Below are 16,189 nucleotides of genomic sequence, written 5' to 3'. Positions count from 1 at the left end.
ACCCGGTCGAAACCTATCTCCTGCCCCTGCCGGAAAGGGCGAAGGTGAAGACAAGGGCGACCACGAGAACCACGCCCTTGACGAAATCCTGCGTGTAGTAAGGCGCGTTCATCATCGTCAGGCCCTGCAGCAGCACACCGACAAACACCGCGCCGACGGCCGTGCCGAAGGCGTTCGGCTTGGCGGCGCCGAGAACCGCGTAACCGATGAGTGCCGCAGCCACTGCGTCGAGCAGCAGATTATTACCCGAGGCGATGTCGCCGCGTCCAAGCCGGGCGGCGAGCAAAATGCCGCCGATCGAGGCAAAAACTCCTGATATAACGTAGGCCCAGATTTTGTATGCCTTGACAGGCGCGCCAGCGAGTTCGGCAGCGCGTTCGTTGCTGCCGACCGCATACATCATGCGCCCGAAACGCGTGTATTCGAGAAAGAACCAGATCAGCACCGCCAGCACGAGCAGGACGACGACCGACACCGGAATGAGGTTCGGGATGAAAAAATCGAAGCGATGGCGGCCAAGCGCCAGAAAGGCGGCGCCGAAACTGCCGTTGGCGACCGAGCCATCGGGCATCGTCATGCCGGTGGCGATCGAACGGCCTTCGGTAGGAATGCGTTGCAGGCCGACAAGCAGGAACATCATGCCGAGCGTCGCCAGAAGGTCCGGCACCCGCATATAGACGATCAGCCAACCGTTGATGAGGCCGACGACGGCGCCGATCACAAGACAGACGACGACCGCGACGACGGCATTCTGCTCCAGCACCACCATGACATAGGCAGCCGCCATCATGGCGCTGGTGGCGACCGAGCCGATCGACAGGTCGAAGCCGCCGACGACCAGTGTGGCGGTGACGCCGAGCGCCAGCACGCCGGTGATGGCGACCGACTGAAAGATGAAGACGGCGCTTTGCGGCGAGACGAAGCCATCGGCGGCGACGGCGAAATAGGCGATCAGCCCGAACAAAAGGATGATGAAGCCGTAGCGGATGGCACGGTCGCGCAGGATCATTCAGCGCTCCCGCACGCTGGCACCGTCTTCACCCAACCTGAACTCATGCCCTCTCCATTCCATTTGTCTCGTCTGCCGGCCCTCAGGCCGCGCTGTGCAATGGCCCGCCAGCCACTTCGGCCAGCAGGCGCTCGAGATCGATATCGGTGTTGCGATGCTCGCCGACGATCGTCTGCTCTGACATCACCAGGATGCGATCGGCAGTCTCCAGGGCTTCGTCGAGTTCGGTGACGAATAGCAGCGTGGCGCGGCCGTTGGCGCTGGCCCGCAGCTTGGCGGCGATATCGCGCCTGGCCGAAATGTCGACGCCCTGAAACGGCTCGTCGAGGATGAAAAGCCTTGCCGCCTGCGACATCCAGCGGGCGACCATCACCTTCTGCTGATTGCCGCCCGAAAGCGACGCCATCTCGTCCTTCTCCGAGCGGCAGACGATGCCGAGTTCCTGGATCTGCTGGCGGGCAGTGGCGCGTTCGATGCGGCGCTTGAGAACCCCGAGACGCGACATGCGCCTGTGGAACGGCAGACTGATATTTTCCTGGATATTGAAGTCGCCGACGATGCCGTTTTCGCCCCGGTCCTTGGCTACGAGAAACACGCCAGCGGCAATCGCTTCGCCGGTCGACCCCGGAGCATAGGGTTTCCCGTTCAGCACCATGGTCCCGGACAGCGGCTTGCGCAAACCGAATAGCGTCTCGGCAAGCGCGGTCTTGCCGACGCCGACGAGGCCGGTGATGGCAACGACCTCGCCACCGCCGAGCGTCAGCGAGATCGGCCTGGCGCCTTCAGCAATCCGCAGACCGTCGGCGGCAAAAATTGCCTTTGCCGAATTCCTGGCGACGATCCGCTCGAGCTGGATCTTGCGGCCGAGCATGGCGTTGACCGCACCTTCATAATCCAGCGGCTTCTTGTCGAAGATGCCTGAGATGACCCCATCGCGCATCGAAATGATGCGATCGGCAAGCCGCCTGATGTCAGACATACGGTGCGAAATGTAGAGAATGGCCACGCCTTGCTGGCGAAGCCTGTCGAGCAACGCGAACAGCCGGTCGGCTTCGGCACTGGACAGCGAGGAGGTCGGCTCGTCGAGGATCAGCACTTTCGGCTGGTGCGCCATGGCGCGGGCGATCGCCACCATCTGGCGGTCGGCCAGCGAGAGATCGCTGACCCGGGCTTTGAGGTCGATGACCAGCCCCATGCGGTCGGCAACCGCCTTTGCCTCACGGCGCACCCGGCCCGGATTGAACAGCGTCGGCACGCCGCCGCCGCTCAGCCTGTCGAGGGTGAGATTGGTGGCGACGTCGAGGTCGGCGACGACACCGTCATTGATGTTCTGGTGGACGGTGACGACACCAGCGCGGATCGCCTCCGCCGGCGTCTTCGGGGCGAAGTCCCGGGGCGCAAGGTCGTGATCGGCGAGGCGCATCGAACCGCCGCCATGGTCGTAGACGCCGCTGATGATCTTGACGAGGGTGGATTTGCCGGCGCCGTTGGCGCCCATCAGCACGGTCACTTCGCCGGCATGCAATTCGAGCGAGACGCCGCCAAGCACCTCGATATGGCCGAAGGATTTCCTCAGGCCGTCGACACGGAACACGGCATCATTGCCCATTCGTTCCTCCCTGACGGTGACGCTATGGGCTGTATCGGCAATTGTCAACACGATTGACAATTGCCAAAGGGCTTCCTAGCTTGGCCCGGCCGCGATGACTCCGCTATCATCGGAGCACACAAGCGGGAGGTGAGGATGACTGGGAAATCGCCGTTCGAAGCACTGTCGGTCTCGACCCTGGCGGCCCGTCTCGGCGCCAACGAAGCCCTGTGTTCGCAGATCGGCAAGGATACGAGCCAATGGAAGGTTCGTGAAGTCGGCGACGGCAATCTGAACCTGGTGTTCATTGTCGAGGGTGCCACGGGTGCGGCGGTCGTCAAGCAGGCCCTGCCCTATGTCCGGCTGGTCGGCGACAGCTGGCCGCTGCCGTTGAAGCGCTCCTTCTTCGAATATCACGCGCTGACGCGGCAACAGGCGCGGGCGCCGGGTTCGGTGCCTGATATCTATCACTTCGACGAAGGCCAGGCGCTGATCATCATGGAGTATCTGTCGCCGCACATCATCCTGCGGCGGGCGCTGATCGAGGGTCGGCAACTGCCGAATATCGCGAAAGACATCGGCCTGTTCATGGCCCGCACGCTGTTTCGCGGCTCCGACCTCAGCATGGCGGCCAAGGACCGCAAGGCCGATCTGGCGCTGTTTTCCGACAATGTCGAGCTCTGCGACATTACCGAGAACCTGGTTTTCTCGGATCCGTATTTCGATGCCAAAATGAACCGGCATACCAGCCCGCAGCTCGATGGCATCGTCGCCGAATTGCGCGCCGACCGTGATCTCAAGGTCGAGGCGCAGCGCATGAAGCACATCTTCGCGGCCAATGCCGAGACGCTGCTGCATGGCGACCTGCATTCCGGCTCGATCATGGTCACCGACTCGGAAACGCGGATGATCGACCCCGAATTCGCCTTCTACGGCCCGATCGCCTTCGATGTCGGCATGCTGCTCGCCAATTTCTGGATGGCGTTCTTCTCGCAGCGCGGCCATGAACAGGACGGAAGCCGCGATGCCATGCGCGCCTATCTGCTCGACGTCACGACAGAGACATGGTCGGTGTTCCGCAGCGAGTTCTCGCATCTGTGGCGAACCGAGCGCACCGGCATGCTCTACCAGAAGAGCCTGTTCGAGGATCAGGGCGACAGGCTCGGCGCCGAGCAGGCGCTCGACCATATGCTGCATGCTATCTGGACCGATCTGCTGGGCTTCGCCGGCGTCGAGGTGCACCGGCGCATCCTCGGGCTTGCCCACAATGCCGATTTCGAGACCATTGCCGATCAGGATCTGCGCGCCAGATGTGAGGCAAAGGCGCTGAAATTCGGCCGTCACATCGCCGTCAACCGGCGCCAGATCCACAGCATCGACGAGGTCAACCGGTTGGCCGCGCTGATCGAACGGGAGAGCAGAATTTGAACGTCGGCGAGCGCCACTACCGCACCATCTGGCCGAGTGACGACGGGCGTTCGGTGGAGATCATCGACCAGCGCTGGCTGCCGCATGATTTCCGTATTGAAAAGATCGATACCGTTGCCGGGATCGCCACGGCAATCCGCGACATGTGGGTGCGTGGGGCGCCGCTGATCGGCGTCACCGCCGCCTATGGGGTCGCCATGCAGATGGCCGACGACCCCTCGGATGCGGCGCTCGACGCCGTCTGGGCAACCCTGCACGAAACGCGCCCGACCGCGATCAATTTGCGCTGGGCGCTGAACGAAATGCAGCGCTTCCTGCTGGCGCTTCCCCTGGCAGAACGTGCCGCGGCCGCATATCGGCGTGCCGGCGAGATCGCCGACGAGGATGTCGGCCTCAACCGCGCCATCGGCGCCAATGGGCTCGAAATCATCAAGGCGATCGCGGCGCGCAAGCAGCCGGGCGAGCCGGTCAATATCCTGACCCACTGCAACGCCGGCTGGCTGGCCACCGTCGACTACGGCACCGCCACCGCGCCGATCTATCTGGCGACGGAAGCCGGCATACCAGTCCACGTCTATGTCGACGAAACGCGACCCCGCAACCAGGGTGCCCAATTGACCGCATGGGAGATGGCCGGCCACGGCGTGCCGCATACGCTGATCGTCGACAATGCCGGCGGCCATCTGATGCAGCGCGGTCAGGTCGACATGGTCATCGTCGGCACCGACAGGACCACCGCCGACGGCGATGTCTGCAACAAGATCGGCACCTATCTCAAGGCGCTTGCCGCCGCCGACAACGACGTGCCGTTCTACGTCGCGCTGCCGTCGCCGACGATCGACTGGACGGTGGGCGACGGCCTAGCGGAAATCCCGATCGAACAGCGCTCGCCCGACGAGGTCTCGCTGGTCTGGGGCAAGACCGCTTCCGGCGAGATCGCCCAGGTCCGCGTGTCGCCCGAAGCGACGCCGGCGGCCACCCCGGCCGTCGACGTGACGCCGGCGCGGCTGGTCACCGGCTTGATCACCGAACGCGGCGTCGCCACGGCCTCGCGCGAAGGCCTGAAGGCGATGTTTCCCGAGCGCGGATAGGCCGCTTTCGACGTGTCAGGAGGCGCGCTGGGTTTACCTGATCTCACGACTTCTTGAACACGGCGCGGTTAAAAACGCACGTTGCCTGTCCCACATGGAGAGCCGTATGCGTAGGGCGGGGCAGCGCACAACGCTCAAGCCGGGGCTGGCCACGGCTCCGCGAGTGAACCGGCGGGATACCGCGATGTCATTCAGACCGTTGCTTGGTGACGGACGGGTTCGGAGCCAGGAGGAGAAGTCGGAGCCCCAGCAAACCGCGTCATGGGTCGGCTCCTCGATCGTTTTCGACAATCGGCGGTGGGCGTGCCGGGAGGCGGAACTCCGCTGGACAGCCCCTCATCATCTGATCGTGCTGACCGAAGAAGGCGGAACGTCCCATACATCGATCCGGCACGAGGCAAGATCCCTGTACGACGGAATGGACCGTCCCGGAGCCCTCACCTTCGTCCCCGCAGGCGCGGAGCGGCAGGGCTTCTATCGCGATGTAAACCTCTCCTACTCAGCCTTGTGGATCGATCCCGATATCGGGCTTCCTGAATGCGAACGCCTGAGAGACCTGCCGATCCTGGTAAACAAGAAAGACGCAGTCGTCGCCACCCTCTTGAGTTCGCTTCGCGACGAGATGGCACTCGGTCACAAGCCGGACACCGCCTATGTCGAGCATCTGGTCGCCCTCGTCAGCCTCCGCGTGGCCACCCTGAACCGGGAGCAACGCCCGTCTCTACGTCACGGCTGTCTCAGCCGTCGGGTGCTTGGTCGAGTCCGGGAGTACATCGATGCACATATGAATTCCGACATTTCGCTAAGCGAGCTGGCAGCCGTCGCGGACATGGCCGTCGACAGTTTTGCGCGCCGCTTCAAAGCGACGACCGGCCTTGCACCCTATGCCTATGTGATCGAGGAACGCGTGCGGCGAGCGGAGATGCTGCTGCGCGAAACGGGTTTGTCGATCGGTACCATTGCCTTTCGCCTCGGCTTTTCAAGCCAGAGCCACTTTACCACGACCTTCCGGCGTCTCAGGGCATGACGCCTCGGGCCTATCGGGTGAATTCTTCTCCGGAATTCTGACATTGCCGCCGGTTTCTTGAAAGAAAGCCGCCGCACACACACCCACCTCCAGTGTCGATGAGTGACAGAACCCGAGGGTTCGCTATCGGGTCAAGTTGCCGTTTTGCGTTCTTGTCATTGCGACTGGGAGATCACGCATGGCCAAAACAGACAACAGGAGCGGGCCGACGCGTCGAACGGTGTTGGAGGGCGGCGTGGCGACCGGCGTGCTCCTGGCTACCGGTATACGGGTTGACGCCGAGCCTGCCGACACCGTCACGGCAGCCGCATCGCCCACGCCGGTACCGACGATGCCGATGTCCCTGCGGATCAACGCGAAGGATCTTGCCGTCGAACTCGACCCGCGGACGACGCTGCTCGACGCCCTGCGCAACCATCTCGGCCTCACCGGCTCGAAGAAAGGCTGCGACCACGGTCAGTGCGGCGCATGCACGGTGCTCGTCGATGGGCGCCGGATCAATTCTTGCCTGACGCTTGCCGCAATGCATGAAGGCGACGAGATCACCACGGTCGAGGGCCTTGCGGAGGGTGATCGGCTGCATCCGGTCCAGGCCGCCTTCGTCGCCCGCGATGGTTTCCAGTGCGGCTATTGCACGCCGGGCCAGATCTGCTCCGCGGTCGGTATGCTGGGTGAGGCCAGGGCTGGCTGGCCGAGCCATGCGAGTGCCAACGTGGCAGCGGCTTCCGTCGCTCTCACCGACGCCGAGATCCGCGAGCGGATGAGCGGCAACATCTGCCGTTGTGCCGCTTATCCGAACATTGTCGCTGCAATCCGCGACGCGGCGGAGGAGGCGTGAGCAATGCAATCCTTCACTTATGAACGTGCGGCAAGTGCCGAGCAGGCAGCCGCCGCGGTTGCGGCCCGGCCGGACGCCAAGTTCATCAGCGGCGGCACCAACCTACTCGACCTGATGAAGCTCGAGATCGAGCGCCCAGCGCATCTCGTCGATATCAGCCGGCTGCCGCTTGATCGGATCGAGGAGACAGTGGAAGGCGGGCTTCGGGTCGGCGCCCAGGTCCGCAACAGCGATCTCGCCGCCGATCCGCGGGTGAGGTCACGCTACCCGATGCTCACGCAAGCGCTGCTGGCGGGAGCGTCCGGCCAGATACGCAACAAGGCCTCGACCAGCGGCAATCTCTTGCAGCGCACGCGCTGCCCCTACTTTTACGACCGCAACATGCCTTGCAACAAGCGCCAGCCGGGTTCGGGCTGCGCGGCGCTTCATGGCTTCAATCGCATGCATGCCGTACTCGGCGCGAGCGAAACCTGCATCGCTGTGCATCCCTCCGATATGGCGGTCGCCATGTCCGGGCTCGACGCCAGGATCGAGACCATCTCGCCCGGCGGCGAGACCCGCACGATCCCGATCGGCGATTTCCATCGATTGCCCGAGGCGATGCCACATGTCGAGACCGTGCTCGGCCACGGCGAGATGATCACCGCGGTGTCCCTGCCGCCCCCGCCACCCGGCCGGCAGGTTTACCGAAAAGTGCGCGACCGTGCTTCCTACGCCTTCGCGCTGGTGTCGGTGGCAGCAATCGTCGAGAAAAGCGGCGATCGCATCCGAAGCGCTCGGATCGCCATGGGCGGCGTGGCAGCGAAGCCATGGCGCGCGACGGAGGCGGAGCGCGCGCTCGCAGGAGCGGCGGCGTCCGACGGCGCCTTTACCGACGCCGCCGAAGCCGCGCTCGCCGGAGCCGTCGGGCATGGCGGCAATGATTTCAAGATCCCGCTGGCGAAACGGACGATGCGGCACACGCTCGCTGCTGCCGTCGAGAGTGCGTGAGGTGACACCATGACAGAGACGAAGACCAGCGAGAACCATGCTTCCGAAACGCGCAATGGCTTAATCGGGCGCCCAATCGACCGCATCGATGGTCCGCTCAAGGTGACCGGCGATGCTACCTACGCTTACGAGAATGCGCTGGAGGGTACAGCCTATGGCTATATTCTCGGCGCCACCGTCGCCAAAGGGCGCATCGCAGAGATCGATACGGCCGAAGCCGAACGGGCGCCGGCAGTGCTGCTCGTCATGACGCACCGGAATGCGCCGGCCCAGCCGGATTTCGGCCCAGCGGTCACGCCCACGGTGCCTGAGGTCTTCACACGCGCCCGCCCCGCGCTCAACAGCGAGCGGGTGCGGTATTACGACGAGCCCGTCGCGCTGGTCGTTGCGGAGACGTTCGAGGCGGCACGCGCTGCGGCGGGCCTCATTAGAATACGCTACGACGAGGAGCCGGGCCTCTACGATTTGCCGGCGCATGTGGCCGACGCCTACGCACCAAAGCGGACCAATGCCGGCTTCGAGACCGACAGCGTGGTCGGCGACTTCGAGAGCGTCTTTGCGGCGGCTCCGGTCAAGATCGATGCCACTTACCGGACGCCCTTCGAACATCACAATCCGATGGAGCCGCATGCGACGCTCGCCGCCTGGTCAGGCAACGAACTGACGATCCGTACATCGGCGCAGACTCTCGCGAACTTCCGGGCGGGGGTCGCCAGCACGCTTCGCATCTCGCCCGAGCGCGTGCGCATCGTGAGCCCCTTCATCGGCGGAGGCTTCGGCTCCAAGCTGATTGCCCATGCCGATACGATCCTGGCCGCGCTTGCAGCGCAGATCCTGCAGCGGCCCGTGAAGATCGCGCTGACGCGGCAACAGATGTTCGCCAATGCCGGTCATCGCGCAGAGATGATGCAACAGGTACGTCTCGGCGCGGACACCGGCGGGCGGCTCACCGGGATCGCGCACGATGTCTGGTCCGCAACGTCCAGCTTCGAGGAGTACTGCGAGCAAACGGCAGTTTTTGCCCGCTCGCTCTATGCGGCGCCGAACCGTGTCACCCGTCATCGCCTGGTTCCGCTGGATATCAACCGCGGCGAATGGATGCGCTCGCCCGGCGAAGCGCCTGGCATGCTGGCGTTCGAATGCGCCATGGATGAGCTCGCAGAGCGGCTCGGCCTGGACCCGATCGAACTCAGGATCCGCAACGAACCGGCACAGGATCCCGAGCGCGGAGTGCCGTTCTCCACCCGCAATCTTGTCGCCTGCATGGAGGAAGGCGCCCGCCGTTTCGGTTGGGAGCGGAGAAACCCGACACCGGCCCGAACCCGAGAGGGCCGGAAGCTCATCGGCTACGGCATGGCGGCGGCGATCCGTCCGAACTATATCGGCGCGGCGACGGCGCGGGTTGCGATCGACCGGGGCGGTCGGGTGACGGCGCGGCTCGACATGACCGATATTGGGACCGGCACTTATACGATCCTGACCCAGATCGCCGCGGAGAGCCTCGGCGTGCCGATCTCGTCCGTCAAGGTGGAACTCGGCGACAGCCGTTTCCCGCGTACCGCCGGCTCCGGCGGTTCCTGGGGCGCGGCGAGCGCGGGTTCGGCACTGCATAACGCCTGCAACGCCCTTAAGGAACGGATCCTGGAGACGGCGCGGTCGAGCGAAGCCTCGCCGTTACGTGGCGTGAACGCCACCGAGGCAAGCTTTGCCGACAGCGAGGTCAGGGCCGGCCAGCGGTCGGCAAGCCTGGCCGATCTCATCCGAAGGATCGCTCCCGACGGGTTCGAGGCCGAAGGTTCCGTGGCTGCGGGCGCCACCACCGAGTCATACAAGACTTATTCGCAGCATTCCTACGGAGCGCATTTCGTCGAGGTCGCTGTCGATTGCGATACCGGTGAGATCCGCATGCGCCGGATGCTGGCTGTGATGGGCGCGGGCCGTATCCTCAACGCCAAGACCGCGCGCTCGCAAATCATCGGCGGCATGACGTGGGGGATCGGGGCGGCGCTGATGGAGCAGACGGTGCTCGACCCGCGCTACGGCCATTTCGTCAATCACGATCTTGCCGAGTATCATGTACCGGTCAATGGCGACGTCCCCGACATGGAGGTCGTCTTCCTCGAGGAGCATGACGACAAGGCCAATCCACTTGGCGCGAAGGGTCTCGGCGAGCTCGGCGTCTGCGGTGCGGGGGCTGCTGTCGCCAACGCCATTTACAACGCGACCGGCGTGCGAGTGCGTGAATTTCCAATCACCTTGGACAAGGTGCTGCCTGCCTTGCCCGTGATCGCCATTTGACGCTGGAGTTGCCCGCTCCTTCCTTGCCCTCAAGGGTGATCAGGTCGGAACGGATCGCTATTCCTGTGCCATCCGGAACGACGTCGGTGGTTGACAGCGCTATCCGGCCCTTCCATACAAACGCGGTCAATGTTCTCAGGGCGGGGTGAAAGTCCCCACCGGCGGTTAAGGGTCTCGGCCTAAAGCCCGCGAGCGCTTTCCGGTTAGCCGGAGGGGTCAGCAGATCCGGTGCGATTCCGGAGCCGACGGTCACAGTCCGGATGGAAGAGAACGAACGAAAACGGTCCGCTTTCGCGGTTCGGATTCTCGTATCGTGCGTCCTGATTCTGGTTCGAAACGGAAGGATGGACCCATGAATCAGCATTCCCAGAAAGACTATGAGACGATCCGCGTTGCCGTCATTCGCGCGCGCTGGCACGCCGATATCGTTGACCAATGCGTTGAAGCGTTCGGGGCGGAGCTGGCGGTTCCCGGGGAGAAACGCTTTGCCGTCGATGTCTTCGATGTGCCGGGCGCCTATGAGATTCCCCTGCATGCAAAGACGCTTGCCGAGACCGGTCGCTATGCAGCGATCCTCGGCGCGGCATTTGTCGTCAACGGCGGCATCTACCGGCATGAATTCGTGGCGAGCGCGGTCATCGACGGCATGATGAACGTGCAACTGTCCACCGGCGTACCGGTGCTTTCGGCGGTGCTCACGCCGCACAACTACCATGACGGCGCGGATCATCACCATTTCTTCTTCGAGCACTTCAAGATCAAGGGCAAAGAGGCGGCCAGAGCCTGCGTGCAACTGTTGGCGGCACGCGAACATATAGCGGCGTGAAATCTCCACCGCCGGATGGAAATCCCGGTAAGGCGCTGTAGTATCTCACGAAAACCAGGGAGGATGCCGGTGCAGACCAAGAAGATCATCAATGACGGCAACCGCACTGTCGACGAGATGCTGGAGGGCATTCTGGCCGCGCATCCCCGCCACCTCAGAAGCGCGGACGGAAGCCCCCGCTCCATCATCGCCCGCGACGGACCGCGCCCCGGCAAGGTGGGTCTCGTCATCGGCGGCGGCTCGGGACACGACCCGACCTTCCTCGGCTTCGTCGGCAGGGGGCGGGCCGACGCCGCCGCGATCGGCAATGTCTTCGCCTCGCCGCCGCCGGATCCGATCCTCGAATGCGCCAAGGCGGCCAGCGGCGGTGCTGGCGTGCTGTTCATGTACGGCAACTATGCCGGCGACGTGATGAATTTCGACATGGCCGCCGAAATGGCGGCAATGGACGACATCGACGTGCGCACAGTGCTAACCACCGACGACGTCGCCTCGGCGCCACGCGACCAGAGGCAGAAGCGACGCGGCGTTGCCGGCAATTTCTTCATCTTCAAGGCCGCCGGTGCGGCCTGTGACCGGATGTTCTCCTTCGACGAGTGCGAACGCATCGCCCGAAAGACCAACGACCACACCTTCACCATGGGCGTGGCGCTGTCGCCCTGCTCGCTACCGCAGACCCGGCAGCCGAATTTCGAGATCGGCCCGGACGAGATGGAGATCGGCATGGGCATCCACGGCGAGCCCGGCACCGCGCGTGGAAAGTTGAAAACGGCCGACGAGATCACCGACGAAATGCTGGACAAGGTCCTCGACGAGATGGCGCCGGCGCGCGGCGATAAGGTCGCCGTTCTGGTCAATTCGCTCGGCTCAACGCCGCTGATGGAGCTCTACATCATGTACCGACGCGTCAAGCAGAGGCTGGATGACGTCGGTATTTCCGTCCATGCGACCTGGGTCGGCAATTATTGCACCTCACTCGAAATGGCCGGCGCTTCGGTGACGCTGATGCATCTCGATGGTGAATTGCAGGCGATGCTCGACCATCCCTGTGACTGCGCCATGTTCCGCGCCGGCTGAGAGAGCATCATGACATCCACCGATACGGCCAAATTGAAAAGAATGTTCGATGCGATCGCCGCGGCGATCGACGCCGACAAGGACAGGCTCTGCCGGCTCGACGGCGTCATCGGCGACGCCGATCACGGCATCGCCATGGCGCTCGGCTTCGGTGCTGTGCGCGATGCGCTGGCCTCGCTCGACCTCGCGACGACCGAGCCTACAACGTTGCTCAACACCGCGGCGAAGTCCTTCCTCAACGCCGTCGGCGCCTCGTCAGGCCCGCTCTATGCGACGGCCTTTATACGCGGTGCCGCTGCCGTCAAAGGTAGGGCAATTCTGGAGGAGGCTGACGTCATCGTCATGCTCCGGGCGATGGCACAAGGCATCCAGGATCGCGGCAAGGCCGAGCTCGGCGAAAAGACCATGGTCGACGCCTGGCTGCCGGCGGCGCAGGCAGCGGTTGTCGCGCAGGAAGCCGGCAAGAGCCTGTCCGAGAGCCTGGAAGCGGCACTTGCCGCGGCCGAACGGGGCGCCGAGGCGACCAAGGACATGATAGCCACCAAGGGCCGCTCCTCGCGCCTCGGCGAGCGGTCGCTCCGGCATATGGATCCCGGCGCTGCATCGGCCGTGACTGTGATCGGCGCTATGCGGAAAAGTCTGGTTTAGCTCAGCTTTGCCGCGTCGAGCCTGTCGATGGCCTGGACATTGCCGGCCGACGGTCCCTTCTCGTCGAACTCCGATGCGAGCCAGGCGTCGACGATCGACTTGGCCAGTTCCGGGCCGATGACGCGGGCGCCCATGGTGATGATCTGGGCGTTGTTGGATTTTGCAGCGCGCTCCGCCGAATAAGTGTCGTGGGTCAGTGCGGCGCGAATGCCGGGGACCTTGTTGGCGGATATGGATACGCCGATGCCGGTGCCGCAAAACAGGATGCCGCGATCGTTCTCGCCGTCGATTATGGTCTGGGCGAGCTTCTGCGACAGGTCGGCATAGTAGCCCGCCTGGCTGAGATCGCTGACCGTGAGGCCGGGCTTGGTGGCGAGGTGAGCGGCAATGACGTCGAGCAGCGGCTTGCCAGCGCTGTCGGCTCCAATGGCTATTTTCATGTTCGGTTCCTTTCCTGTTCGATGTTCAGATCGCCGCTGAGGCGCGTTTGAGGATGTCGATATAACCTTCCGCCTGCCAGGCGGAACGGCCGATGAACAAGCCGTCGATATTGGGCTGGCCGACCAATTCGGCGGCATTTTGGGGATTGACGCTGCCGCCATAGAGCACCGGCGGCACCACCGGCAGCAGGTCGCGGGCGATTTTCTTGATCAGCGCCTGCTGTCTGCCGGCATAGTCCGAGCTTGCCGGAACGCCCTGGTCCCCGATCGCCCAGACCGGCTCATAGGCAAACAGGATCGTCGCCGCCTTCGCCGCGCCTTCGAGAAATTGCAGCGCGCCGTGCACCTGCAAGGCCAGCGCCGCATCGGCCTGGCCGCTGTCGCGTTGCGCCAGGGTCTCGCCGACGCAGATCAGCGGCACCATGCCGTGCTTCACCGCCGCCGCGGTCTTCAGCCCGACAGCCCTGTCGGTCTCGCCGAAATGCTCGCGCCGTTCGCTGTGGCCGAGCTCGACCATGTCGAGGCCACAGTCCTTCAGCATTACCGGCGAGATCTCGCCGGTCCAGGCGCCGGCGTCGGCCCAGTGCATGTTCTGGGAGCCGACCTTGATGCGTGTCTGCGACAGCGCCTTCTTGACCTCGCGGACCGCCGTGAATGGCGGGACGACGAAGGGCTGGATGCGCTCGTCGAAACCGGGGACGAACTCCGCCAATGCCTTGGTGAAAGCCATCGCCTCGGCGAGCGTCTTGTTCATTTTCCAGCTGGTGCCGACCCAGTAAACCATGCCTACTCTCCTACTCTGCGACCACTGTCAGCGATACGCCGGCGCCATCCAGCGCCGCGCGCATCTGCGGCTGCGGCTCGCGGCCAGTAAAGACGGTGTCGAAGGCCTTGAGATCGGTCAGGAAATGCAAGGCGGTGCGGCCGAACTTGCCGTGATCGACCAGCAGATATTTGCGCGCCGCAGCGGCCATCATCAGCCGTTTGGTCTGGACCACTTCCTGATCCTGATGAAATGCGGAAGCGCCGTGAATGGCCGATGACGACAGGAAAGCGACATCGGCGCGCAATGATTTCAGCGTGTCTTCAGCGAGCAGGCCGAAGAAGCCGTGAAACTTCTTGCTGTATTGGCCGCCGAGTGCAATCAGGTTGATGCCGGCAACGCCCGCCAAATCCTGGATGACGGCCAGATTGTTCGAGATCACCGTCAGCGGACGCAGATCGGCAAGGTGCCGCGCAACGCCGCCCGCGGTCGAGCCGTCGTCGATGATCACCGTCTGGCCCGGTTCGATCATCGTCACGGCGGCGGCGGCGATGCGCTGTTTCTCGTCGCCAGCCAGTCTCTGGCGGTAGCGGAAATCGCTCTCGAAAAGGCTGCTCGGCTGGATCGAGGCGCCGCCGCGTACCTTGCGCAGGAAACCGCTTTCCTCGAGCTCGTCGAGGTCACGGTGGACCGTCATCTTCGACACGCCGAAGCGCGAGGCAAGATCGTCGACACTGGCGGTGCCGGTGTCCATCAGAAAATCCATGATGCCTTGCCGGCGGCCGTCGCTCTTCATTTCCGCGGCTTCTCGTGCAACCCCAACGCACGTTCCAAGATATAACAGGAAACGTCGCATAGCCACCAAATTTTTTGTGATAATGTTATGTCTCTATGGGATATCATGACGCTTCTGGTCGCGTGCTGTAACAAGAATTGCTGCCGGCCGAGCGTCCAGCGGTTGCGGTGCAGCGGAAATCCGGCCAGAAGCATTAGCGGGCTCGACAACAGCCGAACAGCCCGCAAACACTGGCTCGAAACCGGATACGGGAGACTACTGAGTGGCTCGCATCACACTGAGACAATTGCTCGATCATGCCGCCGAATACGGTTATGGCGTGCCTGCCTTCAACATGAACAATATGGAACAGGGGCTCGCCATCATGGAGGCGGCCGAGGAGACCAAATCGCCGGTCATCCTGCAGGCGAGCCGCGGCGCGCGGACCTACGCCAACGACGTCGTGCTGGCCAAGCTGATCGACGCGCTGGTCGAAATCCATCCCGATATCCCGGTCTGCATGCATCTCGACCATGGCAACAACGAAGCCACCTGCGTCACCGCGATCCAGTACGGGTTCACCTCGGTGATGATGGACGGATCGCTGAAGGAAGACGGCAAGACGCCGGCCGACTACGCCTACAATTCCGGCATCACCCGCCGCGTCGTCGACATGGCGCATTGGGGCGGCGTGTCGGTGGAAGGCGAGATCGGCGTTCTTGGGTCGTTGGAGATGGGCGGCGGCGAACAAGAGGACGGTCATGGCGTCGAGGGCGTCATCAGCCACGACCAGCTGCTGACCGACCCGGTGCAGGCCGAACAGTTCGTGCGCGACACCCATGTCGATGCTCTGGCCGTCGCCATGGGCACCAGCCACGGCGCCTACAAGTTCAGCCGCAAGCCGGATGGCGCGGTGCTCGCCATGAACGTCATCGAGGAAATCCACCGCCGCCTGCCGAACATGCATCTCGTCATGCACGGCTCGTCCTCGGTGCCGGAGGAGCTACAGGAGATCATCAACAAATATGGCGGCCAGATGAAGCCGACATGGGGGGTGCCGGTCGAGGAGATCCAGCGTGGCATCAAGCATGGCGTGCGCAAGATCAATATCGACACCGACAACCGTATGGCGCTGACCGGCGCGATCCGCAAGGTGCTGACCGAGAACCCCTCGGAATTCGACCCGCGCAAATATCTGACGCCGGCGATGGCCGCCATGAGGAAGCTCTGTAAGGAGCGTTTCGAGCAGTTCGGCACCGCCGGCAACGCGCCGAAGATCAAACCGCTGCCGCTGTCGGAAATGGCCAAGCGCTACAAGTCCGGCAGCCTCGACCCGAAATTCGGCTGACGTACTCGGGTTCCAAGCAGGAGCCGCATCGGCTCCTGCTCAT

The 16,189-nt window shown here is 63.8% G+C and carries 15 protein-coding genes and 1 riboswitch; of the genes, 10 read left to right on the top strand and 5 right to left on the bottom strand.

Features of this window, described 5'->3' with window-relative positions; genetic code table 11:
• Positions 1 to 13 precede the first annotated feature (13 nt).
• Together NKJ08_RS07905 and NKJ08_RS07900 are read right to left on the bottom strand one after the other, a co-directional pair.
• Positions 14 to 1,009, bottom strand: coding sequence for an ABC transporter permease (locus tag NKJ08_RS07905; RefSeq protein ID WP_352529477.1), 996 nt, complete (start codon positions 1,007 to 1,009; stop codon positions 14 to 16).
• 82 nt (positions 1,010 to 1,091) lie between these two features.
• The gene (locus NKJ08_RS07900; protein ID WP_352529475.1) at positions 1,092 to 2,618 is read right to left on the bottom strand and encodes a sugar ABC transporter ATP-binding protein; all 1,527 of its coding nucleotides are present in this window, start codon (positions 2,616 to 2,618) and stop codon (positions 1,092 to 1,094) included.
• Positions 2,619 to 2,753: 135 nt separating this feature from the next.
• On the opposite strand from NKJ08_RS07900, the gene mtnK reads away from it, so the two are divergent.
• The 9 genes from mtnK (at position 2,754) to dhaL (ending at position 12,820) form a co-directional block, all read left to right on the top strand.
• The gene (gene mtnK / locus NKJ08_RS07895; protein WP_352781607.1) at positions 2,754 to 4,025 is read left to right on the top strand and encodes an S-methyl-5-thioribose kinase; all 1,272 of its coding nucleotides are present in this window, start codon (positions 2,754 to 2,756) and stop codon (positions 4,023 to 4,025) included.
• On the top strand, positions 4,022 to 5,116 hold the full coding sequence (gene mtnA / locus NKJ08_RS07890; protein ID WP_352781606.1) for an S-methyl-5-thioribose-1-phosphate isomerase: 1,095 nt from the start codon (positions 4,022 to 4,024) through the stop codon (positions 5,114 to 5,116). Before mtnK ends, mtnA begins: the two co-directional genes overlap by 4 nt.
• 106 nt (positions 5,117 to 5,222) lie before the next feature.
• Positions 5,223 to 6,143, top strand: coding sequence for a helix-turn-helix domain-containing protein (locus tag NKJ08_RS07885; RefSeq protein WP_352781605.1), 921 nt, complete (start codon positions 5,223 to 5,225; stop codon positions 6,141 to 6,143).
• Positions 6,144 to 6,321: 178 nt separating this feature from the next.
• Complete coding sequence (locus NKJ08_RS07880; RefSeq protein WP_352529469.1) at positions 6,322 to 6,981, top strand: 2Fe-2S iron-sulfur cluster-binding protein; 660 nt, start codon at positions 6,322 to 6,324, stop codon at positions 6,979 to 6,981.
• Between the two features lie 3 nt (positions 6,982 to 6,984).
• A complete protein-coding gene (locus NKJ08_RS07875) occupies positions 6,985 to 7,971 on the top strand; it encodes an FAD binding domain-containing protein (RefSeq protein ID WP_352529467.1) in 987 nt (328 codons plus the stop codon).
• 9 nt (positions 7,972 to 7,980) lie between these two features.
• Complete coding sequence (locus NKJ08_RS07870) at positions 7,981 to 10,269, top strand: molybdopterin cofactor-binding domain-containing protein (RefSeq protein WP_352781604.1); 2,289 nt, start codon at positions 7,981 to 7,983, stop codon at positions 10,267 to 10,269.
• Positions 10,270 to 10,396: 127 nt separating this feature from the next.
• Positions 10,397 to 10,545, top strand: a riboswitch (FMN riboswitch).
• A gap of 76 nt (positions 10,546 to 10,621) precedes the next feature.
• Entirely contained in the window at positions 10,622 to 11,095 is a 474-nt protein-coding gene (locus NKJ08_RS07865) for a 6,7-dimethyl-8-ribityllumazine synthase (protein WP_352781603.1), read from the top strand.
• A 69-nt stretch (positions 11,096 to 11,164) separates the two neighbouring features.
• The gene (locus NKJ08_RS07860) at positions 11,165 to 12,172 is read left to right on the top strand and encodes a dihydroxyacetone kinase subunit DhaK (protein ID WP_352781602.1); all 1,008 of its coding nucleotides are present in this window, start codon (positions 11,165 to 11,167) and stop codon (positions 12,170 to 12,172) included.
• Positions 12,173 to 12,181: 9 nt separating this feature from the next.
• Positions 12,182 to 12,820, top strand: coding sequence for a dihydroxyacetone kinase subunit DhaL (gene dhaL / locus NKJ08_RS07855; RefSeq protein WP_352781601.1), 639 nt, complete (start codon positions 12,182 to 12,184; stop codon positions 12,818 to 12,820).
• Here dhaL and derI read toward each other — a convergent pair.
• From derI to NKJ08_RS07840, 3 genes are read right to left on the bottom strand one after another with little or no spacing between them, the layout of a single operon-like run.
• Positions 12,817 to 13,260 (bottom strand): D-erythrulose-4-phosphate isomerase, encoded by a 444-nt coding sequence (gene derI, locus NKJ08_RS07850; protein WP_352529461.1) that lies wholly within the window; start codon positions 13,258 to 13,260, stop codon positions 12,817 to 12,819. The genes dhaL and derI overlap by 4 nt on opposite strands.
• 25 nt (positions 13,261 to 13,285) lie before the next feature.
• A complete protein-coding gene (locus NKJ08_RS07845; protein ID WP_352781600.1) occupies positions 13,286 to 14,044 on the bottom strand; it encodes a triose-phosphate isomerase in 759 nt (252 codons plus the stop codon).
• Positions 14,045 to 14,054: 10 nt separating this feature from the next.
• Positions 14,055 to 14,819, bottom strand: a complete 765-nt coding sequence (locus NKJ08_RS07840; protein WP_352781599.1) for a DeoR/GlpR family DNA-binding transcription regulator — start codon at positions 14,817 to 14,819, stop codon at positions 14,055 to 14,057.
• 262 nt (positions 14,820 to 15,081) lie between these two features.
• Between NKJ08_RS07840 and fba the strand changes: the two genes are divergently transcribed.
• On the top strand, positions 15,082 to 16,146 hold the full coding sequence (gene fba / locus NKJ08_RS07835) for a class II fructose-bisphosphate aldolase (protein ID WP_352776484.1): 1,065 nt from the start codon (positions 15,082 to 15,084) through the stop codon (positions 16,144 to 16,146).
• Positions 16,147 to 16,189: the final 43 nt, after the last annotated feature.

Origin of the sequence: Mesorhizobium sp. M0244, from assembly GCF_040321795.1 — a bacterium.
Classification (GTDB): Bacteria; Pseudomonadota; Alphaproteobacteria; order Rhizobiales; family Rhizobiaceae; genus Mesorhizobium.
Note: the sequence above shows the minus strand (reverse complement) of the source record. Positions and strands in the feature narration are given on the sequence as shown.